This is a genomic window from Pseudomonas sp. NFPP04 (genome assembly GCF_900113815.1).
Lineage (GTDB): Bacteria > Pseudomonadota > Gammaproteobacteria > Pseudomonadales > Pseudomonadaceae > Aquipseudomonas > Aquipseudomonas extremorientalis.
Window position 1 is genome coordinate 107,261 of sequence record NZ_FOQS01000002.1, and the last position, 22,827, is coordinate 130,087.

23 protein-coding genes are annotated in these 22,827 nt (G+C 57.3%); 20 read left to right on the forward strand and 3 right to left on the reverse strand.

The window, feature by feature from the left end; genetic code table 11:
• The first annotated feature begins 354 nt into the window (after positions 1 to 354).
• The 5 genes from rpmH to mnmE all read left to right on the forward strand — a co-directional run bounded on the left by rpmH (position 355) and on the right by mnmE (position 4,283).
• Positions 355 to 489 carry a 50S ribosomal protein L34 gene (gene rpmH, locus BM017_RS04365; protein ID WP_003213577.1) on the forward strand — a complete coding sequence of 45 codons (135 nt, stop codon included), beginning with the start codon at positions 355 to 357 and terminating at the stop codon, positions 487 to 489.
• Positions 490 to 502: 13 nt separating this feature from the next.
• On the forward strand, positions 503 to 910 hold the full coding sequence (gene rnpA, locus BM017_RS04370; RefSeq protein ID WP_020302575.1) for a ribonuclease P protein component: 408 nt from the start codon (positions 503 to 505) through the stop codon (positions 908 to 910).
• Positions 903 to 1,148, forward strand: a complete 246-nt coding sequence (gene yidD, locus BM017_RS04375) for a membrane protein insertion efficiency factor YidD (RefSeq protein WP_003213574.1) — start codon at positions 903 to 905, stop codon at positions 1,146 to 1,148. The genes rnpA and yidD overlap by 8 nt, the downstream gene beginning before the upstream one ends.
• A gap of 2 nt (positions 1,149 to 1,150) precedes the next feature.
• Positions 1,151 to 2,833, forward strand: coding sequence for a membrane protein insertase YidC (gene yidC / locus BM017_RS04380; RefSeq protein WP_092241504.1), 1,683 nt, complete (start codon positions 1,151 to 1,153; stop codon positions 2,831 to 2,833).
• 79 nt (positions 2,834 to 2,912) lie between these two features.
• On the forward strand, positions 2,913 to 4,283 hold the full coding sequence (gene mnmE / locus BM017_RS04385) for a tRNA uridine-5-carboxymethylaminomethyl(34) synthesis GTPase MnmE (RefSeq protein WP_092241506.1): 1,371 nt from the start codon (positions 2,913 to 2,915) through the stop codon (positions 4,281 to 4,283).
• A gap of 19 nt (positions 4,284 to 4,302) precedes the next feature.
• On the opposite strand, the gene BM017_RS04390 is transcribed toward mnmE, so the two are convergent.
• From BM017_RS04390 to BM017_RS04400, 3 genes are all read right to left on the reverse strand, one after another.
• On the reverse strand, positions 4,303 to 6,741 hold the full coding sequence (locus BM017_RS04390; protein ID WP_092241508.1) for a TonB-dependent siderophore receptor: 2,439 nt from the start codon (positions 6,739 to 6,741) through the stop codon (positions 4,303 to 4,305).
• Positions 6,742 to 6,832: 91 nt separating this feature from the next.
• Positions 6,833 to 7,777, reverse strand: a complete 945-nt coding sequence (locus tag BM017_RS04395; RefSeq protein ID WP_092241510.1) for a FecR domain-containing protein — start codon at positions 7,775 to 7,777, stop codon at positions 6,833 to 6,835.
• Positions 7,777 to 8,283 (reverse strand): sigma-70 family RNA polymerase sigma factor, encoded by a 507-nt coding sequence (locus BM017_RS04400; RefSeq protein ID WP_092241513.1) that lies wholly within the window; start codon positions 8,281 to 8,283, stop codon positions 7,777 to 7,779. Before BM017_RS04400 ends, BM017_RS04395 begins: the two co-directional genes overlap by 1 nt.
• 564 nt (positions 8,284 to 8,847) lie before the next feature.
• Between BM017_RS04400 and mnmG the strand changes: the two genes are divergently transcribed.
• The 15 genes from mnmG (at position 8,848) to BM017_RS04475 (ending at position 22,819) form a co-directional block, all read left to right on the forward strand.
• On the forward strand, positions 8,848 to 10,740 hold the full coding sequence (mnmG, locus tag BM017_RS04405; RefSeq protein ID WP_025854394.1) for a tRNA uridine-5-carboxymethylaminomethyl(34) synthesis enzyme MnmG: 1,893 nt from the start codon (positions 8,848 to 8,850) through the stop codon (positions 10,738 to 10,740).
• Positions 10,737 to 11,381, forward strand: coding sequence for a 16S rRNA (guanine(527)-N(7))-methyltransferase RsmG (rsmG, locus tag BM017_RS04410; protein ID WP_092241515.1), 645 nt, complete (start codon positions 10,737 to 10,739; stop codon positions 11,379 to 11,381). The genes mnmG and rsmG overlap by 4 nt, the downstream gene beginning before the upstream one ends.
• 18 nt (positions 11,382 to 11,399) lie before the next feature.
• Positions 11,400 to 12,197: a ParA family protein gene (locus BM017_RS04415; protein WP_010207696.1), complete on the forward strand. Its 798-nt coding sequence runs from the start codon at positions 11,400 to 11,402 to the stop codon at positions 12,195 to 12,197.
• Positions 12,198 to 12,206: 9 nt separating this feature from the next.
• Positions 12,207 to 13,079 (forward strand): ParB/RepB/Spo0J family partition protein, encoded by an 873-nt coding sequence (locus BM017_RS04420; protein ID WP_016970690.1) that lies wholly within the window; start codon positions 12,207 to 12,209, stop codon positions 13,077 to 13,079.
• A gap of 148 nt (positions 13,080 to 13,227) precedes the next feature.
• The gene (locus BM017_RS04425) at positions 13,228 to 13,635 is read left to right on the forward strand and encodes a F0F1 ATP synthase subunit I (protein ID WP_010565865.1); all 408 of its coding nucleotides are present in this window, start codon (positions 13,228 to 13,230) and stop codon (positions 13,633 to 13,635) included.
• Positions 13,636 to 13,651: 16 nt separating this feature from the next.
• On the forward strand, positions 13,652 to 14,521 hold the full coding sequence (gene atpB, locus BM017_RS04430; protein ID WP_016970691.1) for a F0F1 ATP synthase subunit A: 870 nt from the start codon (positions 13,652 to 13,654) through the stop codon (positions 14,519 to 14,521).
• Positions 14,522 to 14,655: 134 nt separating this feature from the next.
• Positions 14,656 to 14,913, forward strand: a complete 258-nt coding sequence (gene atpE / locus BM017_RS04435) for a F0F1 ATP synthase subunit C (RefSeq protein WP_002555987.1) — start codon at positions 14,656 to 14,658, stop codon at positions 14,911 to 14,913.
• A gap of 58 nt (positions 14,914 to 14,971) precedes the next feature.
• Positions 14,972 to 15,442: a F0F1 ATP synthase subunit B gene (locus BM017_RS04440; protein WP_071490883.1), complete on the forward strand. Its 471-nt coding sequence runs from the start codon at positions 14,972 to 14,974 to the stop codon at positions 15,440 to 15,442.
• 12 nt (positions 15,443 to 15,454) lie between these two features.
• On the forward strand, positions 15,455 to 15,991 hold the full coding sequence (locus tag BM017_RS04445) for a F0F1 ATP synthase subunit delta (RefSeq protein WP_003195833.1): 537 nt from the start codon (positions 15,455 to 15,457) through the stop codon (positions 15,989 to 15,991).
• A 21-nt stretch (positions 15,992 to 16,012) separates the two neighbouring features.
• On the forward strand, positions 16,013 to 17,557 hold the full coding sequence (atpA, locus tag BM017_RS04450; RefSeq protein ID WP_003177064.1) for a F0F1 ATP synthase subunit alpha: 1,545 nt from the start codon (positions 16,013 to 16,015) through the stop codon (positions 17,555 to 17,557).
• 50 nt (positions 17,558 to 17,607) lie between these two features.
• The gene (atpG, locus tag BM017_RS04455; RefSeq protein ID WP_003233565.1) at positions 17,608 to 18,468 is read left to right on the forward strand and encodes a F0F1 ATP synthase subunit gamma; all 861 of its coding nucleotides are present in this window, start codon (positions 17,608 to 17,610) and stop codon (positions 18,466 to 18,468) included.
• A 27-nt stretch (positions 18,469 to 18,495) separates the two neighbouring features.
• Complete coding sequence (gene atpD / locus BM017_RS04460) at positions 18,496 to 19,872, forward strand: F0F1 ATP synthase subunit beta (RefSeq protein WP_015886645.1); 1,377 nt, start codon at positions 18,496 to 18,498, stop codon at positions 19,870 to 19,872.
• Positions 19,873 to 19,916: 44 nt separating this feature from the next.
• Positions 19,917 to 20,333: a F0F1 ATP synthase subunit epsilon gene (locus BM017_RS04465; protein ID WP_058424358.1), complete on the forward strand. Its 417-nt coding sequence runs from the start codon at positions 19,917 to 19,919 to the stop codon at positions 20,331 to 20,333.
• A 123-nt stretch (positions 20,334 to 20,456) separates the two neighbouring features.
• Entirely contained in the window at positions 20,457 to 21,824 is a 1,368-nt protein-coding gene (glmU, locus tag BM017_RS04470; RefSeq protein WP_092241517.1) for a bifunctional UDP-N-acetylglucosamine diphosphorylase/glucosamine-1-phosphate N-acetyltransferase GlmU, read from the forward strand.
• A gap of 227 nt (positions 21,825 to 22,051) precedes the next feature.
• Complete coding sequence (locus BM017_RS04475; RefSeq protein WP_058424356.1) at positions 22,052 to 22,819, forward strand: DeoR/GlpR family DNA-binding transcription regulator; 768 nt, start codon at positions 22,052 to 22,054, stop codon at positions 22,817 to 22,819.
• Positions 22,820 to 22,827: the final 8 nt, after the last annotated feature.

The following is a 22,827-nucleotide window of genomic DNA, read 5'->3' on the forward strand; positions in this document are numbered from 1 at the left end:
CCACACACAGCTTATCCGACAGCGCAGCACAGGCAGAGCACCGTTTCTCCCCCGTGTTGTCATTCTCTGTACATCACGTGGTATATGGCCTAAAGGAAGTTATCCACAGCTGAATGCCTGTCTAGCTTTTATAAGCTTTACAGAAAAGCTTTAAATAACTTCCTTCTTTATTTTTATATCTATCCCATGAGCACTGGAAGCCAAGCGGACAGAAAAGAGCCGATGGCCTGTGGAGATCTAATTAAAGGAAAAGCTGGTTGGAAATTGACCTAGAGGCTTGCTTTCACTAGAATCGCCGGTCTCTTAAAACGGGGGCCATTCCGGCCCGTTGTGGACGAACCAGGTAACAACGCCATGAAACGTACTTTCCAACCAAGCACCATCAAACGCGCCCGCACCCACGGCTTCCGTGCTCGCATGGCTACCAAGAACGGCCGTGCTGTCCTGTCGCGTCGTCGCGCCAAAGGTCGTGCGCGTCTGGCAGTTTGATAATCCGGTACTGGTGGTGAGTCAGGACTTCAGTCGGGAAAAGCGTCTGCTAACCCCCCGGCATTTCAAGGCAGTCTTTGACTCCCCCACCGGCAAGGTTCCGGGGAAAAATCTCCTGCTCCTTGCGCGTAACAACGATCTGGATCACCCCCGACTCGGGTTGGTGATCGGCAAGAAGAGCGTAAAGCTCTCCGTTGAGCGCAATCGCCTCAAGCGTCTGATGCGCGAATCGTTTCGCCTCCACCAGGACACTCTGGTTGGTTGGGATATTGTTATCGTCGCGCGCAAAGGCTTGGGGGATGTAGAAAACCCCGAATTGATTCAGCATTTCGGCAAGCTCTGGAAACGTTTGGCGCGTACCCACAAGCCAGCACCAGCAGTCAGCACCGAAACTGTAGGGGTAGACAGCCTTGATGCGTAAACTGGCCCTCGTTCCGATCCAGTTTTATCGCTATGCCATTAGTCCTCTGATGGCCAACCACTGTCGTTTCTACCCCAGTTGTTCCTGCTACGCGTTAGAGGCCATAGAAAACCATGGTCTTCTGCGCGGTGGCTGGCTGACCTTTCGTCGTTTAGGTCGCTGTCATCCGTGGAATCCCGGTGGTTATGACCCGGTTCCACCTATCCCTACCTCCCGTTCTTCTTCGATGGCCGAGTAATCATGGATATTAAACGCACGATCCTGATCGTCGCCCTGGCAATCGTGTCCTACGTCATGGTTCTTCAGTGGAACCAGGACTATGGCCAGGCTGCCCTGCCGACTCAGAATGTTGCTACCAACCAGGCTGCGCCGGCTATTCCGGACACCCCGCTGGGTAACAATGCGTCCGCGAGTGCCGATGTTCCCAGCGCGAATGGCGAGACAAGCGCCCCGTTAGAAACGCCAGTGGTCACCAACAAAGACCTCATCCACGTGAAAACGGATGTGCTCGACCTGGCTATCGACCCACAAGGTGGTGATATCGCGCAGTTGAAACTGCCGCTGTATCCACGTCGCCAAGACCATCCGGATGTTCCGTTCCAACTGTTCGATAACGGTGGTGAGCGTACTTATCTGGCGCAAAGCGGCCTGACCGGCACCAATGGTCCGGATGCACGTGCTACCGGTCGTCCGATTTACTCGACCGAGCAGAAGACTTATCAACTGGCTGATGGCCAGAACCAGTTGAACGTCGACCTGAAATTCAGCCTCGACGGCGTCAACTACATCAAGCGCTTCAGCTTCACCCGTGGTTTGTACGACTTGAAGGTCACTTACCTGATCGACAACGAAAGCGACAAACCATGGAGCGGCAACCTGTTTGCCCAGCTCAAGCGTGACGCCAGCTCCGATCCTTCATCCAGCACTGCCACCGGCACCGCGACTTACCTGGGCGCCGCCCTGTGGACAAGTAGCGAACCGTACAAAAAAGTGTCGATGAAAGATATCGACAAGGGCTCGCTGAAAGAAACCGTGCAAGGCGGCTGGGTTGCCTGGCTGCAGCACTACTTCGTGACCGCCTGGATCCCGAACAAGGGTGAGGCCAACCTGGTTCAAACCCGCAAGGACAGCCAGGGTAACTACATCATTGGCTTCACTGGCCCGGCGTTGATCGTCGCACCCGGCGCCAAGGCTGAAACCAGCGCTATCCTGTACGCCGGCCCGAAAAGCCAGGCTGTGCTGAAAGAGTTGTCCCCAGGTCTTGAGCTGACTGTGGATTACGGCTTCCTGTGGTTCATCGCCCAGCCGATTTTCTGGTTGCTGCAACATATCCACAGCATTGTGGGTAACTGGGGCTTCTCGATCATCTTCCTGACCATGCTGATCAAGGGGATCTTCTTCCCGCTGTCGGCAGCCAGCTACAAGTCGATGGCGCGCATGCGTGCCGTGGCTCCGAAACTGGCGGCGCTGAAAGAACAACATGGCGATGACCGGCAGAAAATGTCGCAGGCCATGATGGAGCTGTACAAGAAAGAGAAGATCAACCCGCTGGGTGGATGCTTGCCGATTCTGGTGCAGATGCCGGTGTTCCTGTCGCTGTACTGGGTGCTCCTGGAAAGCGTAGAGATGCGTCAGGCGCCGTTCATCCTGTGGATAACCGACCTGTCGATCAAAGACCCGTTCTTTATCCTGCCGATCATCATGGGCGCGACGATGTTCATCCAGCAGCGCCTGAACCCGACTCCGCCGGATCCGATGCAGGCCAAGGTGATGAAAATGATGCCGATCATCTTCACCTTCTTCTTCCTGTGGTTCCCAGCTGGTCTGGTGCTGTACTGGGTGGTCAACAACGTGTTGTCTATCTCCCAACAGTGGTACATCACACGCAAGATCGAAGCGGCTACCGCAAAAGCCTCTGCGTAACTTACTCTGTGGATAACCACTCAAGACGCCCCCTAGTGGGGCGTTTTGCTTTCTGTCACTTTTGGTCTGGAACCTGTTGATGAGCGCTCCTCGTGAAACCATCGCTGCTGTCGCTACCGCTCAAGGTCGCGGCGGTGTCGGCATCGTTAGAATTTCGGGGCCGCTTGCGAGTGTGGCAGCCAAAGCCATGAGTGGCCGTGAGTTGAAGGCACGTTATGCGCATTACGGCCCGTTCCTGGATGCTGACGGCAACGTGCTGGACGAGGGGTTAGCGCTTTATTTCCCTGGGCCGAATTCATTCACCGGGGAAGACGTCCTGGAGTTGCAGGGACACGGCGGTCCGGTTGTGTTGGATATGTTGCTGCAACGCTGCCTGCAATTGGGCTGCCGCCTGGCACGTCCAGGGGAATTCAGCGAGCGGGCATTTTTGAATGACAAGCTGGATCTGGCCCAGGCCGAAGCAATTGCCGACCTGATTGAAGCCAGTTCTGCACAAGCGGCACGTAATGCATTGCGCTCCCTGCAGGGTGCTTTCTCCCTGCGTGTGCATAACTTGACCGAGCAGTTGATCAGCCTGCGTATCTACGTCGAGGCGGCGATTGATTTTCCGGAAGAAGAAATCGACTTTCTCGCCGATGGCCACGTACTGGCGATGCTGGATAAAGTTCGCGATGAGTTATCCACAGTGCTGCGTGAAGCCGGGCAGGGGGCTTTGCTGCGAGACGGCATGACCGTTGTGATCGCGGGGCGGCCCAATGCGGGAAAATCCAGCTTGCTCAATGCCCTGGCGGGGCGGGAAGCCGCCATCGTCACTGAGATTGCCGGCACCACACGGGACATCCTGCGCGAACATATCCACATCGACGGCATGCCGTTGCACGTTGTAGACACCGCCGGTTTGCGCGACACCGACGACCAGGTGGAAAAGATCGGTGTGGAACGCGCGCTCAAAGCCATCGGCGAAGCGGATCGGGTGCTGTTGGTGGTGGACGCAACGGCGCCCGAGGCTGTGGATCCTTTCGCCCTGTGGCCGGAATTCCTCGAGCACCGGCCGGACCCGGCCAAGGTCACCTTGATTCGCAACAAGGCTGACTTGACGGGAGATGCCATTGCGCTGGAAACCAGCGCGGATGGCCACGTCACGATCAGCCTGAGTGCGAAGTCGGCCGGTGAAGGCCTGGAACTGCTGCGCGAGCACCTCAAAGCCTGTATGGGCTACGAGCAGACCTCGGAAAGCAGCTTCAGTGCGCGCCGTCGGCACCTGGAGGCGTTGCGCCATGCGAGCGCAGCGTTGGAGCACGGTCGGGCGCAGTTGACCCTGGCGGGCGCCGGGGAGCTGCTGGCGGAAGATCTGCGTCAGGCGCAGCAGCTGTTAGGCGAAATCACCGGCGCGTTCAGCTCCGATGATTTGTTGGGGCGGATCTTTTCCAGCTTCTGCATCGGTAAATAACCGAGTTATCCACAGCGTCCTACCAATTGTAAGACACCGTACCGAGCAGGGTACGGCTGTCACCCCAATAGCAGCGGCCCGCATCGTTGCAACCAGATACATATTCCTTGTCGAACAGGTTCTTGGCGTTCACATCTACAGACCAGTGTTTGTCGATCTGATAGCCAACGGCTGCGTCCACCAAGGTGACGCTTCCTGCATCCAACTTTCCATACAGCGTGGGTGCGGTGTAGGAAAAGGTACTGTCGAAATAACGCACGCCACCGCCCAGGGACAAGCCCTTGAGTTGGCCATCGAAGAAGCGGTACTTGCCCCACACTGAGGCCTGGTTACGCGGAACCCCGGTCATCTGGTGGCCCTCGACCAACGACGTCGCCGAATCCTTGGTAATTCTCGCGTCAGTGTAGGTATAGGCTGCGGTGACATTCAGGTTAGGCGTGAGATTGCTGTTGACCTCTACCTCAGCGCCCTTGGCCCGGCTTTCGCCTACCTGGCGATAGCTATTGGTGGTGGCGTCAAGGTAAGTGTCGTCTTCCTTGCGCAAGTCATACACCGACACCGTCATTGCCGTATCCCAGCCGATCGGCTCGTACTTCACGCCCACTTCGTACTGGCTGCTGGTGATCGGTTTCAAGGGCGAGCCGGCGTTGGAGATCTGCTGCACGGGGACAAAGGCAGTGGAGTAGCTGACATACGGCGTCAGGCCGTTGTCGAACTGGTACATCACCCCGCCCTGATAGGTGAACTTGCGGTCTTCGGACCCGGTATTGCCGGCCTTGTTCACCTTGTCACGGAAATCGCTGTCGACCCAGTCCTGACGGCCGCCGAGCAGGAACAGCCAGTGATCGTATTTGCTCTGGATCTGTGCATAAACGCCTTTCATCTGCTGCTCGAGCAGGGTGTTTTGCACCGCCACCGGCGTCAACGGGTCACGCAGGTACACCGGGTTATACACATTGATGGTGCCGGCAAACCCCGCATCCCAATCCTGATTGAACGAGGTGCGGTCATAACTGGCGCCAAACAGCACCGTGTTTTCCAGGCCACCGACCTGGAATTTTCCTTCCAGCTGGTTATCCAGCGAATAGACCATCGACTTGTTATAGCGGTCATAGGCGGTCATGTTCAGTTGAGTGCCAAAGCCGCGGTTATTCAGGGCACTGGGCCAGGTTTCATGGCGGTTGATGCGTGACTGCATGTAGCGCGAGTTCTGACGGAACTGCCAGTCATCGTTGAAGCTGTGGCTGAATTCGTAACCGGTACTCCAGGTTTCGCGTTCGAACGTATTCCAATCCGGGTCGCCGAGCATGGTGTGCTTGGAGAGCTTGCCATTGGGATTTGTAAGCAAGGTGCCGGCAGCCGGTAGGCCGAGTTCCAGATTAGTGTGGTCTTTCTGGTAATTGGCCAACAGGGTGAGGGTGTTGTAGTCGTCGAAATTCAGGGTCAGTGATGGCGCGATGTACAGGCGATCGTCTGGCACATGGTCGGTCTGCGTATCGGATTTGCGACCGAGCATCACAACCCGGCCGAGGATATTGCCGCTGTCATTGAGCGGCCCAGAGATATCCACACCCAACTGACGCCGATTATTGGAGCCATAACCCAACTGCACTTCACCTTGTGGCGTAGCAGTAGGGTGTTTGCTCACCAGATTCACCAGACCGCCAGGCGCATTTTCACCGTAGAGCAGGGAAGAGGGGCCGCGGAAGATTTCGACCCGCTCCAGGCCATAGGGCTCACTGGTGGTGTCGTACCGATTACCTTGTACGCGCAGGCCATCTCGCAGCAGGCCGTAGCCGTAATCCGTGGCATTGAAACCGCGAATGAAGAACAGATCGCCCGCCAGCCCATCACCTGCGGCAAAGGGCGGTGCAAAGATACCGGGCACGTAACCCAACACTTCGGTCAGGGTTTGCGACTTCTGGTCCTTGATACGCTGGCCGGTGACGACCGATACCGAACGTGGTGTTTCCGACAGCGGCGTACTGGTCTTTGTACCGACCCTGCTGTTCTGCGCCTTGTAGCCCACATCCCCAGCAATCTCCTGATTGAAACCGCCCTGTTGATAAGTGCTGACTGTGGTGGGCGCGAGGGTGAGTTCGCCGGTGGAAGCGGCCTGCAGGACATAACTGCCAGGCGCCTGGACTACCGCCTGTAAACCGGAGTTTTGCAGCAGCAGCGCAAAACCTTGGTCCACGGAGTAGTCACCTTCCAAGCCTGCTGTGTTTAAACGTGTGGTTTGTTGAGGTGAAAAAGACAGGATCACATTCGCCTTGGCGGCAAATTGGCTCAAGGCGTTATCCAGGGGGCCGGCCGCAATAACGTAGTGTTGCACCGCGCTGGCGGCCTGGGCGCCCGTGGATAACAACACACTGACAGTGGTGGCCGTGCCGAGCAGCAGGCTGCATGTCATACCGTGGTAGGAAAGTCGCTGGCGGAGCTTGGTGGGAACGCGCATAGGTGAGTAAGCCCTGAAGGTGGCATCGTGATTACCTGTAGGGCCGTGTCAGGTAAAAAAAAGATAACCCCGCGTGCAGATATTTTTTCGATCAACCGATTCGCTTCACCGAAACCCAATAGCGAGTGAAGTATTTCACCTGAATCGGCAGGGTGGCCTGCAGATTGGCCAGCACTGCGTCGGTGGAATCCAGGCGAAAGGTCCCGGAAACACGCAGATGTGCCGAGGCCAGGTCGCATTGCAGGACACCTGGACGATAGCGGGCGAGCTCTTCGATAACATCACCGAGGCGTGCATCCAATACAATCAGTTGGCCATCGACCCAGGCGGCCTGGGATGTGCGGTAAACGGTGTCTGGCTGCACTTTTTGGCGATCGAAGTCTGCGCTTTCGCCGGCACTGAGCAGCCGGGCCTGGAGGGGCTGGTCACCAGGCGACACATTCACCCGATCCTCCAGAACGCCAACGCGGGTTGAGTCCTGCAACTGGCGTACGGTAAACCGAGTACCCAATGCCTGGACGCGGCCTTGGCGGGTTTCGACATAAAAGGGCGTCTGCACACCCAGCTTGCCGGTGTGAATAAGTACTTCACCTTCGCGCAAGCGGATCAAACGCTGGCGCTCATCAAATAGCACATCAATCGCCGTGCCGGTATTCAGGTCAATCCGCGTGCCGTCGGCCAATTCGATACGCCGGCGTTCACCTACGACCGTGCGGTAATCGGCCCACAGATTACCCAGGGGCGTGTGTTGCTGAACATTCCACCCCAGGTACCCGGTGCCGCCCAGCACCAACATCCACTTGAGTACCTGGCGACGTTGCTGTGTGGCCGACAATGCGCGGCGGGTGAAATCCGGAGGCAGGGCGCCGAGACTGCGCTGCAACTGTTCCATCTGATTCCATGCGGCCTGATGGGAGGGATCGCCGTTGAGCCATTGTTGCCAGGCTTGGCGCTCGTCGGCGGTAGGCGTCTGGGATTGAAACTGTACGTACCAACTGGCAGCAGCCTCAAAGGTTTTGCGATCGGGCGCCGCCATTACAGGCTGGCCATGATCAGTGAGCATTCAGTCAATACACGGATCATGTGCTTCTTCACCGTGGTCAGTGAAACCTGAAGCTGATCGGCAATCTGTTGATAAGTCAGCCCCTCGACCTGGGACAGCATGAATATCCGCCGTGCTCGCTCGCCGAGTGCAGACAAGGCTTTATCCACAGCCACCAACGTCTCGATGATGATGGCTTTGTCTTCTTCACTGATGGTTATGGCTTCAGGCCGTTCGGCCAGGGTTTGTTTGTAGGCCTGTTCGATGGCGTGTCGACGGTAACGATCAATCACAAGGCCCCTGGCGATGGTCGCCAGGTAGTCACGTGGTTCAACGATCTGTGCCGCATGCCGCCCGCCCAGAATGCGCACGAACGTATCGTGCGCCACATCGGCCGCATCACAGGCGTTATGTAGCTTCCCTTTGAGCCACCCGCGCAGCCAGGAGTGGTGCTGCTCATAAATGTGCTGGACCGCAGCCGTGTGTGAAGAAGAGGACATAGGGCATGACAAGGTAGGTTAATGATAATCGCTATTATTAACTGCCCCGCCGTTTTGTCACAACAGATCTCTTTTTGCTGTGCTCCCCACCGAGTGAAAGGTTTCGGTTGGCGTTGTGGCGGACTGAATACAGACAGATTTGCCGATTTCTGTGGATTAAGCTCTGTGAATAACCGTCCCTGTGCCCAGTTGATAACAGGCCCTGAAACCTGAGTAAAAAGGCCTCTGTGGATAACCGTCTGTTTAATCCACAGGCTTAAAGGACTTATCCAAGGGCCTCATTGGCACATGACCACAGACTTTTGAATCTCTGTACACGCCGTAAATAAAGGCCTGTGTAGATCTATCCACAGAAAGTATGCTCAGTAGAAATAAACATAAAAACAAAGATTTAATAAATTTCTCTCTTTTAATTTCTATTGTCTGTGATTCATCCACAGCTGGTTAAATTTTGTGCAAAGGGTTCTTTAGGAAGGGCTAAGTCCCTATACTTGCCGCCAAAGCTCTAAAACTCTTTCAACAATCAATTCCTGATTACCTACATAAGCAGGCACGAGGTGCGTGGTGGATTTCCCTTCCCGTTTTGAAGTGATCGTCATCGGCGGCGGTCATGCCGGTACCGAGGCAGCACTGGCGTCAGCACGAATGGGCGTAAAAACCCTGTTGTTGACGCATAACGTGGAAACCCTCGGCGCCATGAGTTGCAACCCCGCCATCGGTGGGATCGGTAAAAGCCATCTGGTCAAGGAAATCGACGCCCTTGGCGGCGTGATGGCCATGGCTACCGATAAAGGTGGCATCCAATTTCGCGTGCTCAACAGCCGCAAAGGCCCGGCCGTAAGGGCTACCCGGGCTCAGGCAGACCGCATCCTGTACAAGGCTGCAGTCCGCGAAACCCTGGAAAACCAGCCGAACCTGTGGATATTTCAACAAGCAGCAGATGACCTGATCGTCGAACAGGACCAGGTGCGCGGAGTTGTCACCCAAATGGGTCTGCGTTTCTTCGCAGAATCCGTGGTGTTGACCACCGGTACATTCCTCGGCGGACTTATCCACATTGGCATGCAGAACTATTCCGGTGGCCGTGCCGGTGATCCGCCGTCCATTGCCCTGGCAAAGCGTCTGCGTGAACTGCCGCTGCGTGTCGGTCGGCTGAAAACCGGGACCCCGCCGCGTATTGACGGGCGTTCCGTAGATTTCTCGGTGATGACCGAGCAAGCAGGCGATACACCGATCCCGGTCATGTCGTTCATGGGCTCCAAGGAACAGCATCCGAAACAGGTGAGCTGCTGGATCACCCACACCAATGCGCGCACCCACGAAATCATTGCCGCGAACCTCGACCGTTCGCCGATGTACTCCGGGGTGATCGAAGGCATCGGCCCGCGTTATTGCCCGTCGATCGAAGACAAGATCCACCGCTTTGCCGACAAGGAAAGCCACCAGGTTTTTATCGAGCCCGAAGGCTTGACCACTCATGAGCTGTACCCGAACGGTATCTCCACTTCCCTGCCGTTTGACGTGCAAATTCAGATCGTGCAATCAATTCGCGGCATGGAAAACGCGCACATCGTGCGTCCGGGCTACGCCATCGAGTACGACTACTTCGACCCGCGTGACCTCAAGTACAGCCTGGAAACCAAAGTGATCGGCGGTTTGTTCTTTGCCGGGCAAATCAACGGCACCACCGGTTACGAAGAAGCAGGTGCCCAAGGTTTGCTGGCCGGAACCAATGCTGCACTGCGCGCGCAGGGCAAAGACAGCTGGTGCCCGCGTCGCGATGAGGCGTACATCGGTGTGTTGGTCGACGACCTGATTACCCTGGGTACCCAGGAACCGTACCGGATGTTCACATCCCGGGCGGAATACCGCTTGATCCTGCGCGAAGACAACGCCGATCTGCGTCTGACCGAGAAAGGTCGCGAACTGGGCCTGGTCGACGACGCACGGTGGGCTGCCTTCTGCAAAAAACGCGAAAGCATCGCGTTGGAAGAACAGCGGCTGAAAAGCACTTGGGTCCGCCCGGGCACCGAACAGGGCGATGCGATTGCCGAAAAATTCGGTACGCCGTTGACCCACGAATACAACTTGCTCAACCTGCTGTCGCGTCCGGAAATCGACTACGCTGGTCTGGTCGAAGTGACCGGGCAGGGTGCAGAAGACCCACAGGTCGCCGAGCAGGTCGAAATCAAGACCAAATACGCCGGTTACATTGACCGCCAGCAGGATGAAATCGCCCGCCTGCGCGCCAGTGAAGACACCAAGCTGCCTGTGGATATCGACTACACCGGGATTTCCGGGCTGTCGAAAGAAATCCAAAGCAAGCTGGGGATAACTCGGCCAGAGACCCTGGGCCAGGCTTCACGTATCCCCGGCGTCACCCCGGCAGCGATTTCGCTGTTGATGATTCATTTGAAAAAACGCGGCGCGGGCCGTCAGTTGGAGCAAAGCGCTTGAGTTCGTTGGTCACCTCGCAACACGCCGAAGAGTTATCCACAGGTGCGCGCCAGTTGGGCGTCGACCTGACCCCGGCCCAGCACGAATTGCTGTTGGGCTACCTGGCCCTGTTGATCAAATGGAACAAGGCTTACAACCTGACCGCGGTGCGTGATCCCGACGAAATGGTGTCCCGTCACTTGCTCGACAGCTTGAGCGTGATGCCATTCATCGAAAACGGTCGCTGGCTCGACGTCGGCAGTGGGGGCGGCATGCCAGGCATCCCACTGGCCATTCTGTTTCCCGGGTCGCAAGTGACCTGCCTGGACAGCAACGGCAAGAAGACCCGCTTCCTGACCCAGGTCAAACTCGAACTCAAGCTGGATAACCTGCAAGTTATCCACAGTCGCGTCGAAGCCTTCACGCCTGAACAGCCATTCAACGGAATCGTTTCCCGGGCGTTCAGCAGCATGGAGAACTTCAGCAACTGGACCCGCCATCTGGGCGACCGCGACACCCGCTGGCTGGCAATGAAGGGCGTCCATCCAAGCGATGAGCTGTTAGCATTGCCGGCAGACTTCCACCTCGATAGCGAACACGCCTTGGCCGTACCCGGTTGCCAAGGCCAACGCCATCTGCTGATACTGCGCCGCACGGCATGATTGGGAACACAAGCAAGAATGGCTAAGGTATTCGCGATAGCGAACCAGAAAGGTGGCGTGGGCAAAACCACCACCTGCATCAACCTCGCAGCATCCCTGGTCGCAACCAAGCGCCGGGTGCTGTTGATCGATCTCGATCCACAGGGCAACGCCACCATGGGGAGCGGTGTGGATAAACACGGCCTGGAAAACTCGGTCTACGACTTGCTGATTGGCGAGTGCGACCTGGCCCAGGCCATGCACTACTCCGAACATGGTGGTTATCAACTGCTGCCGGCCAACCGCGATTTGACTGCGGCGGAAGTGGTGCTGCTGGAAATGCAGATGAAAGAAAGCCGTCTGCGCAGCGCCCTGGCGCCAATCCGCGAGAATTACGACTACATCCTGATCGACTGCCCACCGTCGCTGTCGATGCTGACACTGAACGCGCTGGTGGCCGCCGATGGGGTGATTATCCCCATGCAGTGCGAGTACTACGCGTTGGAAGGGTTGAGCGACCTTGTGGATAACATCAAGCGCATTGCCGAATTGCTCAACCCGAACCTGCAGATCGAAGGCTTGCTGCGGACCATGTTCGATCCGCGCCTGAGCCTGATGAACGATGTATCGGCGCAGCTCAAGGAACACTTCGGTGACCAGCTGTACGACACGGTGATCCCGCGCAACATCCGTTTGGCCGAAGCCCCGAGCTACGGCATGCCGGCTTTGGCCTATGACAAACAATCCCGTGGTGCCATTGCCTACCTGGCGCTGGCCGGCGAGATGGTTCGCCGTCAGCGCCGCAATTCACGCACCGCTGCAGCCCAGCCAACTTAAGGAATCCCCATGGCCGTCAAGAAACGAGGTCTCGGACGTGGACTGGATGCACTGTTGAGTGGTCCGACCGTCACATCGCTTGAAGAACAGGCGGTGCAGGCCGACGAGCGCGAGCTGCAACACCTGCCGCTGGACCTGATCCAGCGCGGCAAATACCAGCCACGCCGGGACATGGACCCCCAGGCGCTGGAAGAACTGGCCAATTCGATCAAGGCCCAGGGTGTGATGCAACCGATCGTGGTGCGTCCGATTGGCGGCGGCCGTTTTGAAATCATCGCCGGTGAACGCCGCTGGCGCGCGAGCCAGCAGGCCGGCAAGGAAACCATCCCGGCGATGGTGCGCGATGTGCCGGATGAAACCGCCATCGCCATGGCGTTGATCGAGAATATCCAGCGCGAAGACCTCAACCCGATCGAAGAAGCCATTGCCCTGCAGCGCTTGCAGCAGGAATTCCAGCTGACCCAGCAACAAGTGGCCGAGGCGGTGGGTAAATCCCGTGTGACCGTGTCCAACTTGCTGCGTCTGATCGCGTTGCCGGAAGTCATCAAGACCATGTTATCCCACGGCGACCTGGAAATGGGTCACGCCCGTGCATTGCTCGGTTTGCCGGAAAATCAACAGGTTGAAGGGGCGCGACACGTTGTCGCACGGGGGCTCACTGTTCGTCAGACCGAGGCCCTGGTTCGCCAATGGCTCAGCGGCAAACCTGCACCGGTCGAAACGGCCAAACCTGATCCGGATATCGCCCGCCTCGAGCAGCGCCTGGCCGAGCGCCTGGGCTCTGCGGTGCAAATTCGCCATGGGAAGAAAGGCAAAGGGCAATTGGTCATCGGATATAACTCCCTTGATGAGCTTCAAGGCGTCCTTGCCCACATCCGCTGAAACATTTGCTTATGTAGCGCGTGATCGGAAATCACTACCCGGCAGTTGAATAGGGGCAGAACCGCCCCTATACTCTGCGCGCATTTTGTCGGCACAAATTATGCCAAGTTATTGATTTCCGGCAGCCGACCATTGAGGAGCAAGAGTGATGGAAACCCGCACGCCAAACACGTTGCCGTTCCATCGCTTGGCCGTTTTTCCGGTTTTATTGGCTCAATTTGTCATCTTGCTGATCGCCGCATTGGCGCTTTGGTACTGGCATGGAGTCGTAGCCGGATATTCAGGACTCTGCGGAGGCCTGATAGCCTTGCTGCCCAATATGTATTTCGCTCACAGGGCCTTTCGGTTTTCCGGCGCCCGAGCAGCCCAGGCTATCGTCCGGTCATTTTATGCCGGCGAGGCAGGGAAACTGATTTTGACGGCAGTGCTGTTTGCACTGACCTTTGCAGGTGTGAAGCCATTGGCGCCGCTGGCTGTATTCGGCGTCTTCGTGTTGACCCAACTGGTCAGCTGGTTCGCTCCCCTGCTAATGAAAACAAGACTTTCGAAACCTTAGGGCGTTTGAGGCAACCATGGCAGAAACAACCGCTTCGGGCTATATCCAGCACCACTTGCAGAACCTGACCTTCGGTCAGCTTCCTAATGGCGGCTGGGGCTTTGCCCACTCCGCAGCAGAGGCCAAAGAAATGGGCTTCTGGGCTTTCCACCTGGATACTCTGGGCTGGTCGGTCGCATTGGGTCTGATCTTCGTCCTGATTTTCCGCATGGCGGCAAAGAAGGCGACTTCCGGTCAGCCAGGTGCTTTGCAGAACTTCGTTGAAGTACTGGTCGAATTCGTCGATGGCAGCGTGAAAGACAGCTTCCATGGTCGCAGCCCGGTGATCGCACCGCTGGCACTGACTATCTTCGTCTGGGTGTTCCTGATGAACGCCGTCGACCTGATCCCGGTCGACTGGATTCCTCAGCTGGCCATCCTGATCTCCGGCGATCACCACATTCCATTCCGTGCGGTTTCCACCACGGACCCTAACGCCACCCTGGGCATGGCCCTGTCGGTGTTCGCGTTGATCATTTTCTACAGCATCAAGGTCAAGGGCATCGGCGGTTTCATCGGCGAACTGACCCTGCACCCGTTCGGCAGCAAGAACATCTTCGTTCAAGCCCTGCTGATCCCGGTGAACTTCCTGCTGGAGTTCGTGACCCTGGTCGCCAAGCCTATCTCCCTGGCCCTGCGACTGTTCGGCAACATGTATGCCGGCGAGCTGGTGTTCATTCTGATCGCTGTGATGTTCGGCAGTGGTCTGCTCTGGCTTAGCGGCCTGGGCGTGGTTCTGCAGTGGGCGTGGGCTGTGTTCCACATCCTGATCATCACCCTGCAGGCCTTCATCTTCATGATGCTGACCATCGTCTACCTGTCGATGGCGCACGAAGAGAACCATTAAGACCAGTCTCGACTAGTCTGATGTCCTTCCCGGTGAAACGGGAAGGTAGGCCCCACCGGGCTATGAAACGATTTGTTTTACCGCTTTAAAATCTAAAAAACCTAAACCATACGACGTAAAAGTCGGGAGGAAAGATGGAAACTGTAGTTGGTCTAACCGCTATCGCTGTTGCACTGTTGATCGGCCTGGGCGCCCTGGGTACTGCCATTGGTTTCGGCCTGCTGGGCGGTAAATTCCTGGAAGGCGCAGCGCGTCAGCCAGAAATGGTCCCAATGCTGCAAGTTAAAATGTTCATCGTCGCCGGCCTGCTCGACGCCGTGACCATGATCGGCGTTGGTATCGCTCTGTTCTTCACCTTCGCGAACCCCTTCGTTGGTCAACTCGCTGGCTAATCACTCGAACTTTTCGAGTTGATTGGAGTGATGGACAACGAATGAGCGAGGTGTTGGCGTGAACATTAATGCAACCCTGATTGGCCAATCCGTTGCGTTCTTCATTTTTGTAGTGTTTTGCATGAAGTTCGTGTGGCCTCCGGTCATCGCGGCTTTGCACGAACGTCAGAAGAAGATCGCTGATGGCTTGGACGCTGCCAACCGTGCAGCTCGCGACCTGGAGTTGGCCCAAGAGAAAGCGGGTCATCAACTGCGCGATGCTAAGGCACAGGCAGCTGAAATCATTGAGCAAGCCAAGAAGCGCGGTAACCAGATCGTCGAAGAGGCTGTTGAAAAAGCCCGCGTCGAAGCTGACCGTGTGAAGGCTTCGGCTCATGCCGAGATCGAACAGGAACTGAACGGCGTCAAAGACGCGCTGCGTGCCCAACTGGGTGCTCTGGCGGTCGGCGGTGCTGAGAAGATCCTCGGTGCCACAATCGATCAAAACGCGCACGCGGAGCTGGTTAACAAACTGGCTGCTGAAATTTAAGCGAGGGCGATCATGGCAGAACTGACCACGTTGGCCCGACCTTACGCTAAGGCAGCCTTCGAGCACGCCCAGGCCCACCAGCAGCTGGCCTCTTGGTCAGCCATGCTCGGCCTGGCTGCAGCAGTGTCGCAAGACGACACCATGCAGCGCGTGCTCAAGGCCCCGCGCCTGACGAGCGCAGACAAGGCCGCCACTTTTATTGAAGTGTGCGGCGACAAGTTTGATGTGAAAGTGCAGAACTTCATTCACGTCATTGCCGAAAACGACCGTCTCCCGCTGTTGCCGGAGATCGCCGCTCTGTTCGACCTGTACAAGGCCGAAGCAGAGAAGTCGGTAGACGTTGAAGTGACCAGTGCTTTTGCATTGAACCAAGAACAGCAAGACAAACTCGCCAAGGTTCTCAGTGCACGACTCAATCGGGAAGTGCGCCTGCAAGCTTCGGAGGACGCATCCCTGATTGGTGGTGTTGTTATCCGTGCCGGCGACCTGGTTATCGATGGCTCGATTCGCGGAAAAATCGCGAAACTTGCCGAAGCATTGAAATCTTGAGTTTGAAGGGGCAGCAGAGCAATGCAGCAACTCAATCCTTCCGAAATAAGTGAAATTATCAAGGGCCGCATCGACAAGCTCGATGTGACCTCCCAAGCCCGTAACGAAGGCACTGTCGTCAGCGTATCTGACGGCATCGTGCGGATTCACGGTCTGGCCGACGTCATGTACGGCGAGATGATCGAGTTTCCGGGCGGCGTCTACGGTATGGCCCTCAACCTGGAGCAAGACTCCGTAGGTGCCGTTGTATTGGGCGCTTACACCAGTCTGGCTGAAGGCATGAGCGCCAAGTGCACAGGCCGCATCCTGGAAGTTCCGGTTGGTAAGGAACTGCTGGGTCGCGTAGTCGACGCACTGGGTAACCCTGTTGACGGTAAAGGTCCACTGGGCAACACCGAGACCGACGCGGTCGAGAAAGTTGCTCCAGGCGTGATCTGGCGTAAGTCGGTAGACCAGCCTGTACAGACTGGCTACAAGGCTGTCGATGCCATGATCCCAGTCGGCCGTGGCCAGCGTGAGCTGATCATCGGTGACCGTCAGATCGGTAAGACCGCTCTGGCGATCGACGCGATCATCAACCAGAAGAACAGCGGCATTTTCTGCGTCTACGTAGCTATCGGTCAGAAACAATCGACCATTGCCAACGTGGTTCGCAAGCTGGAAGAAAACGGCGCCCTGGCCAACACGATCATCGTGGCTGCCAGTGCTTCGGAATCTCCTGCGCTGCAATTCCTGGCACCGTACTCCGGTTGCACCATGGGTGAATTCTTCCGCGACCGCGGTGAAGACGCGCTGATCGTTTATGACGATCTGTCCAAGCAAGCAGTGGCTTACCGCCAGATTTCCCTGCTGCTGCGCCGTCCACCAGGCCGTGAAGCCTACCCAGGCGACGTGTTCTATCTCCACTCCCGTCTGCTGGAGCGCGCATCCCGCGTTTCGGAAGAGTACGTAGAGAAGTTCACCAACGGCGCAGTGACCGGCAAAACCGGTTCCCTGACCGCACTGCCGATCATCGAAACCCAGGCTGGCGACGTTTCCGCGTTCGTTCCGACCAACGTGATTTCCATCACCGACGGTCAGATCTTCCTGGAATCGGCCATGTTCAACTCGGGCATCCGCCCTGCAGTGAACGCCGGTGTTTCGGTATCCCGTGTGGGTGGTGCCGCTCAGACCAAGATCATCAAGAAGCTGTCCGGTGGTATCCGTACCGCTCTGGCTCAGTACCGTGAACTGGCGGCATTCGCCCAGTTCGCTTCTGACCTGGACGAAGCGACCCGTAAGCAACTTGAGCATGGTCAGCGCGTTACCGAGCTGATGAAGCAGAAGCAATACGCCCCTATGTCGATCGCTGACATGGCGTTGTCGCTGTATGCCGCTGAGCGTGGGTTCCTGACCGACGTTGAAATCGCCAAGGTCGGCAGCTTTGAACAAGCGCTGATTGCTTACTTCAACCGCGATCACGCCGAATTGATGGCGAAGATCAACGTGAAGGGTGACTTCAATGACGATATCGACGCTGGCATGAAAGCCGGTATCGAGAAGTTCAAGGCCACCCAAACCTGGTAAGCCGCAGCGGGAGCCGCAAGGCTCCCGCTTGCTAACCTGATAGGTGTTACATGGCAGGCGCAAAAGAGATTCGCAGTAAGATTGCGAGCATCAAAAGCACGCAAAAAATTACCAGCGCCATGGAAAAAGTGGCGGTCAGCAAAATGCGCAAGGCACAAATGCGCATGGCTGCTAGCCGTCCTTATGCGGAGCGTATCCGCCAGGTAATTGGGCATCTGGCCAACGCCAACCCGGAATACCGCCACCCGTTCATGATCGACCGCGCAGTCAAGCGTGTGGGTTATGTGGTTGTGAGCAGTGACCGTGGTTTGTGCGGTGGTCTGAATACCAACCTGTTCAAGGCCCTGGTCAAGGACATGGCGGTAAACCGCGAAAACGGCGTCGAGATCGATCTGTGTGTCGTTGGTAGCAAGGGTGCGGCCTTTTTCCGCAACTTCGGCGGTAACGTCGTTGCAGCTATCAGCCACCTGGGTGAAGAGCCGTCGATCAATGATTTGATCGGCAGTGTGAAGGTGATGCTGGATGCGTACCTGGAAGGCCGGATTGACCGCCTGTCCGTGGTATCCAACAAGTTCATCAACACCATGACCCAGCAGCCAACCGTGGAGCAGTTGATTCCACTGGTGGCGACTCCGGATCAGGAACTCAAGCACCACTGGGACTACCTCTACGAACCGGACGCCAAAGAGCTGCTTGACGGCTTGATGGTGCGCTACGTGGAGTCGCAGGTGTACCAGGCGGTGGTCGAGAACAACGCAGCTGAACAAGCGGCGCGGATGATCGCGATGAAAAACGCTACCGATAACGCCGGTGATCTGATCAGCGATTTGCAGCTGATCTACAACAAGGCGCGTCAGGCTGCGATCACCCAAGAGATCTCGGAAATCGTCGGCGGCGCTGCCGCGGTTTAACGGTTCAAATATTCAGAGGATCCAGCTATGAGTAGCGGACGTATCGTTCAAATCATCGGCGCCGTTATCGACGTGGAATTTCCACGCGACAGCGTACCGAGCATCTACAACGCGCTGAAAGTACAAGGCGCGGAAACTACTCTGGAAGTTCAGCAGCAGCTGGGCGACGGCGTAGTTCGTACCATTGCGATGGGTTCCACCGAAGGCTTGAAGCGCGGTCTGGACGTTGTCGACACTGGCGCTGCCATCTCCGTACCGGTCGGTAAAGCGACCCTGGGCCGGATCATGGACGTACTGGGCAACCCGATTGACGAAGCTGGCCCTATCGACACCGAAGAGCGCTGGGGCATTCACCGTCCAGCACCTTCGTTCGCCGAACAAGCTGGCGGCAACGACCTGCTGGAAACCGGCATCAAGGTTATCGACCTGGTTTGCCCGTTCGCCAAGGGCGGTAAAGTGGGTCTGTTCGGTGGTGCCGGTGTAGGCAAGACCGTAAACATGATGGAACTGATCCGTAACATCGCCATCGAGCACAGCGGTTATTCCGTGTTCGCCGGTGTGGGTGAGCGTACTCGTGAGGGTAACGACTTCTACCACGAGATGAAGGACTCCAACGTTCTGGACAAAGTGGCACTGGTTTACGGTCAGATGAACGAGCCGCCGGGAAACCGTCTGCGCGTAGCACTGACTGGCCTGACCATGGCCGAGAAGTTCCGTGACGAAGGTAACGACGTTCTGCTGTTCGTCGACAACATCTACCGTTACACCCTGGCCGGTACTGAAGTATCCGCACTGCTGGGCCGTATGCCTTCGGCAGTAGGTTACCAGCCGACCCTGGCTGAAGAGATGGGCGTTCTGCAAGAACGTATCACTTCGACCAAGGAAGGTTCGATCACTTCGATCCAAGCGGTATACGTACCTGCGGATGACTTGACCGACCCGTCGCCAGCGACCACCTTCGCCCACTTGGACGCCACCGTCGTACTGTCCCGTGACATCGCTTCCCTGGGTATCTACCCAGCGGTCGATCCACTCGACTCGACTTCGCGCCAGCTGGACCCGAACGTGATCGGCCAGGAGCACTACGACACTGCTCGCGGCGTTCAGTACGTGCTGCAGCGTTACAAAGAGCTGAAGGACATCATTGCGATCCTGGGTATGGACGAGCTGTCGGAAACCGATAAGCAGTTGGTATCCCGCGCTCGTAAGATCCAGCGCTTCTTGTCGCAGCCGTTCTTCGTGGCTGAAGTCTTCACCGGTGCATCGGGTAAATACGTTTCCCTGAAAGACACCATTGCTGGCTTCAAAGGCATCCTCAACGGTGACTACGACCACCTGCCAGAACAAGCGTTCTACATGGTCGGCGGCATCGAAGAAGCGATCGAGAAAGCCAAGAAACTGTAATCCAGGCGCCCGGAAACGGGCGCTCATCAGGTTGAGGCAATCAGATGGCTATGACAGTCCATTGCGATATCGTCAGCGCGGAAGGGGAAATCTTCTCCGGTCTGGTAGAGATGGTGATTGCACACGGCGAACTCGGTGACCTTGGTATTGCCATGGGCCACGCGCCGTTGATCACCAGCTTGAAGCCAGGTCCGATCACGCTGACCAAGCAGGGCGGGGAAAAGGAGGTGTTTTACATCTCTGGTGGTTTCCTCGAGGTTCAGCCGAACATGGTCAAGGTACTTGCCGACACCGTGCAACGTGCTGGCGACCTGGATGAAGCCTCCGCTCAGGAAGCCGTCAAGGCTGCCGAGAAGGCCCTGAACGAAAAGGGTGCGGACTTCGACTACAGCGCTGCTGCTGTACGTCTGGCCGAGGCTGCAGCCCAGCTGCGCACGCTCCAGCAGTTGCGTAAGAAGTAAGCGGCCTAGCCGTCGTACATCATGCGCGATTGATTAAAAAGGGTAGCCTCGGCTACCCTTTTTCTTTTTCAGCAAAACACTTCTCTGGTCTGAAGCCGGACCGCCCAGGATTGGTAGCCACTCATGTCTCTTGAAATCGTTATTCTCGCCGCAGGCCAGGGCACCCGCATGCGTTCGGCCCTGCCCAAGGTGTTGCACCCGGTTGCCGGCAATTCCATGCTGGGCCATGTTATCCACAGCGCCCGGCAACTGGACCCCCAGCGCATTCACGTAGTGATCGGTCACGGTGCCGATGTGGTGCGTGAGCGTCTCGCCGCAGACGACTTGAATTTCGTTCTACAAGACAAGCAACTCGGTACCGGCCACGCCACCGCGCAGGCCGTGCCCTTCATCACGGCGGACACCGTGCTGATCCTGTATGGCGACGTGCCGCTGATCGAAGTCGAAACGCTGCAACGCCTGCTCAAGCATGTAGTCCCAGGCCAGATGGGCCTGTTGACCGTTGAACTGGAAGACCCCACCGGCTACGGGCGCATTGTGCGCAACGCCGATGGCAAGGTTGCCGCTATCGTTGAGCACAAGGATGCCAGCGAAGCCCAGCGCGCCATTACCGAAGGCAATACAGGGATCCTGGCAGTGCCTGCCAACAAGCTCGCCGACTGGATGAGCCGCCTGTCCAACAACAACGCCCAGGGCGAGTACTACCTCACTGACGTCATTGAAATGGCCGTGAGCGATGGCCTGCTGGTCGCCACCGAGCAACCCCATGACCCGATGGAGGTGCAGGGTGCAAACGACCGCAAGCAACTGGCCGAGCTGGAGCGTCATTACCAACTGCGCGAAGGCCGCCGCCTGATGGCGCAGGGCGTGACCCTGCGCGACCCGGCACGCTTCGATGTACGGGGTGAGGTCACCGTCGGCCGCGACGTGCTGATCGATATCAACGTGATCCTCGAAGGCCGTGTGGTCATCGAAGATGACGTGGTGATCGGCCCGAACTGCGTGATCAAGGACAGCACCCTGCGCAAGGGCGTGGTGATCAAGGCCAACACTCATATCGACGGTGCCGTGATGGGCGAGGGCAGTGACGCTGGCCCGTTTGCGCGGTTGCGTCCAGGTAGCGTGCTGGGCGCCAAGGCCCATGTGGGCAACTTTGTCGAATTGAAGAACGCCAAGTTGGACGCCGAAGCCAAAGTCGGCCACTTGACCTACTTGGGTGACGCCACCGTAGGCGCGCGAACCAACATCGGCGCGGGCACCATCACGTGTAACTATGACGGCGCCAATAAGCACCAGACCACCATTGGGGCGGACGTGTTTATCGGTTCCAATAATTCGTTGGTGGCCCCGGTCACCCTCGACGATGGCGCCAGCACAGCCGCCGGCTCAACCATCAACCAGGATGTGGATAAGTCTCAACTGGCAGTAGCCCGCGCCCGTCAACGCAACATCGACGGCTGGGAACGCCCGGTCAAAATCAAAAAGACCTGAGTTATCCACAGTCTCCTCAGCGACAAGTATTCAATGTGGGAGGGGGCTTGCCCCCGATTGCAGACTCTCAGCCAACATCCTTGTAGCTGATAGACATCAATCGGGGGCAAGCCCTCTCCCACATTTGCTCTGTGTCGTATAAAAATTTGCTGCGTCCCGCTTGACGACCTTTCGCCAATAGGTTTTGATTGCCTTCGTTATCTTTCGAAACGAAACTTGTCATTACCATGTCGAAACGAAATACACCCCAACGACGCCACAACATCCTGACCTTGCTCAATGAACAGGGCGAAGTCAGCGTGGACGAGTTGGCCAAGCGTTTCGAAACGTCGGAAGTTACGATCCGTAAAGATCTGGCTGCCCTGGAAAGCAACGGCCTGCTGCTGCGTCGCTACGGCGGCGCGATCACCATGCCCCAGGAACTGGTGGGCGACGCCACCCAACCCATCTCGGTGTACAAGCGCGCCATCGCCCGTGCGGCTGTGATGCGCCTGCGCGAACACGCCCGCATCATTATCGACAGCGGCAGCACTACCGCCGCGATGATCCCTGAACTGGGCCACCAGCCCGGCCTGGTGGTGATGACCAACTCCCTGCACGTGGCCAGCGCCTTGAGCGAACTGGAACACGAGCCGGTGCTGCTGATGACCGGCGGCACCTGGGACCCGCATTCGGACTCGTTCCAGGGCCAGGTCGCCGAGCAAGTACTGCGTTCCTACGACTTCGACCAGCTTTTCATTGGGGCTGATGGCATCGACCTGGAGCGCGGCACCACCACCTTCAACGAATTGCTGGGCCTGAGCCGCGTCATGGCCGAGGTCGCCCGTGAAGTGGTGGTGATGGTCGAGTCCGACAAGATCGGCCGCAAGATTCCCAACCTGGAACTGCCGTGGAGCAGTGTCCATACCCTTATCACCGATGATCGCCTGCCGCTCGAGGCCCGCGACCAGATCCAAGCCCGCGGCATTACGCTGATATGCGCGGCAATCATCTAGGAGAAACA

What these genes read in the sequence shown, in the direction of transcription:
- rpmH (WP_003213577.1), top strand. Translation starts at nt 355, where the DNA reads ATGAAACGTACTTTCCAACCAAGCACCATCAAACGCGCCCGCACCCAC.
- yidD (WP_003213574.1), top strand. Translation starts at nt 903, where the DNA reads ATGCGTAAACTGGCCCTCGTTCCGATCCAGTTTTATCGCTATGCCATT.
- yidC (WP_092241504.1), top strand. Translation starts at nt 1,151, where the DNA reads ATGGATATTAAACGCACGATCCTGATCGTCGCCCTGGCAATCGTGTCC.
- mnmE (WP_092241506.1), top strand. Translation starts at nt 2,913, where the DNA reads ATGAGCGCTCCTCGTGAAACCATCGCTGCTGTCGCTACCGCTCAAGGT.
- BM017_RS04390 (WP_092241508.1), bottom strand. Translation starts at nt 6,741, where the DNA reads ATGCGCGTTCCCACCAAGCTCCGCCAGCGACTTTCCTACCACGGTATG.
- BM017_RS04395 (WP_092241510.1), bottom strand. Translation starts at nt 7,777, where the DNA reads ATGGCGGCGCCCGATCGCAAAACCTTTGAGGCTGCTGCCAGTTGGTAC.
- BM017_RS04400 (WP_092241513.1), bottom strand. Translation starts at nt 8,283, where the DNA reads ATGTCCTCTTCTTCACACACGGCTGCGGTCCAGCACATTTATGAGCAG.
- BM017_RS04415 (WP_010207696.1), top strand. Translation starts at nt 11,400, where the DNA reads ATGGCTAAGGTATTCGCGATAGCGAACCAGAAAGGTGGCGTGGGCAAA.
- BM017_RS04420 (WP_016970690.1), top strand. Translation starts at nt 12,207, where the DNA reads ATGGCCGTCAAGAAACGAGGTCTCGGACGTGGACTGGATGCACTGTTG.
- BM017_RS04425 (WP_010565865.1), top strand. Translation starts at nt 13,228, where the DNA reads ATGGAAACCCGCACGCCAAACACGTTGCCGTTCCATCGCTTGGCCGTT.
- atpB (WP_016970691.1), top strand. Translation starts at nt 13,652, where the DNA reads ATGGCAGAAACAACCGCTTCGGGCTATATCCAGCACCACTTGCAGAAC.
- atpE (WP_002555987.1), top strand. Translation starts at nt 14,656, where the DNA reads ATGGAAACTGTAGTTGGTCTAACCGCTATCGCTGTTGCACTGTTGATC.
- BM017_RS04445 (WP_003195833.1), top strand. Translation starts at nt 15,455, where the DNA reads ATGGCAGAACTGACCACGTTGGCCCGACCTTACGCTAAGGCAGCCTTC.
- atpA (WP_003177064.1), top strand. Translation starts at nt 16,013, where the DNA reads ATGCAGCAACTCAATCCTTCCGAAATAAGTGAAATTATCAAGGGCCGC.
- atpG (WP_003233565.1), top strand. Translation starts at nt 17,608, where the DNA reads ATGGCAGGCGCAAAAGAGATTCGCAGTAAGATTGCGAGCATCAAAAGC.
- atpD (WP_015886645.1), top strand. Translation starts at nt 18,496, where the DNA reads ATGAGTAGCGGACGTATCGTTCAAATCATCGGCGCCGTTATCGACGTG.
- BM017_RS04465 (WP_058424358.1), top strand. Translation starts at nt 19,917, where the DNA reads ATGGCTATGACAGTCCATTGCGATATCGTCAGCGCGGAAGGGGAAATC.
- glmU (WP_092241517.1), top strand. Translation starts at nt 20,457, where the DNA reads ATGTCTCTTGAAATCGTTATTCTCGCCGCAGGCCAGGGCACCCGCATG.
- BM017_RS04475 (WP_058424356.1), top strand. Translation starts at nt 22,052, where the DNA reads ATGTCGAAACGAAATACACCCCAACGACGCCACAACATCCTGACCTTG.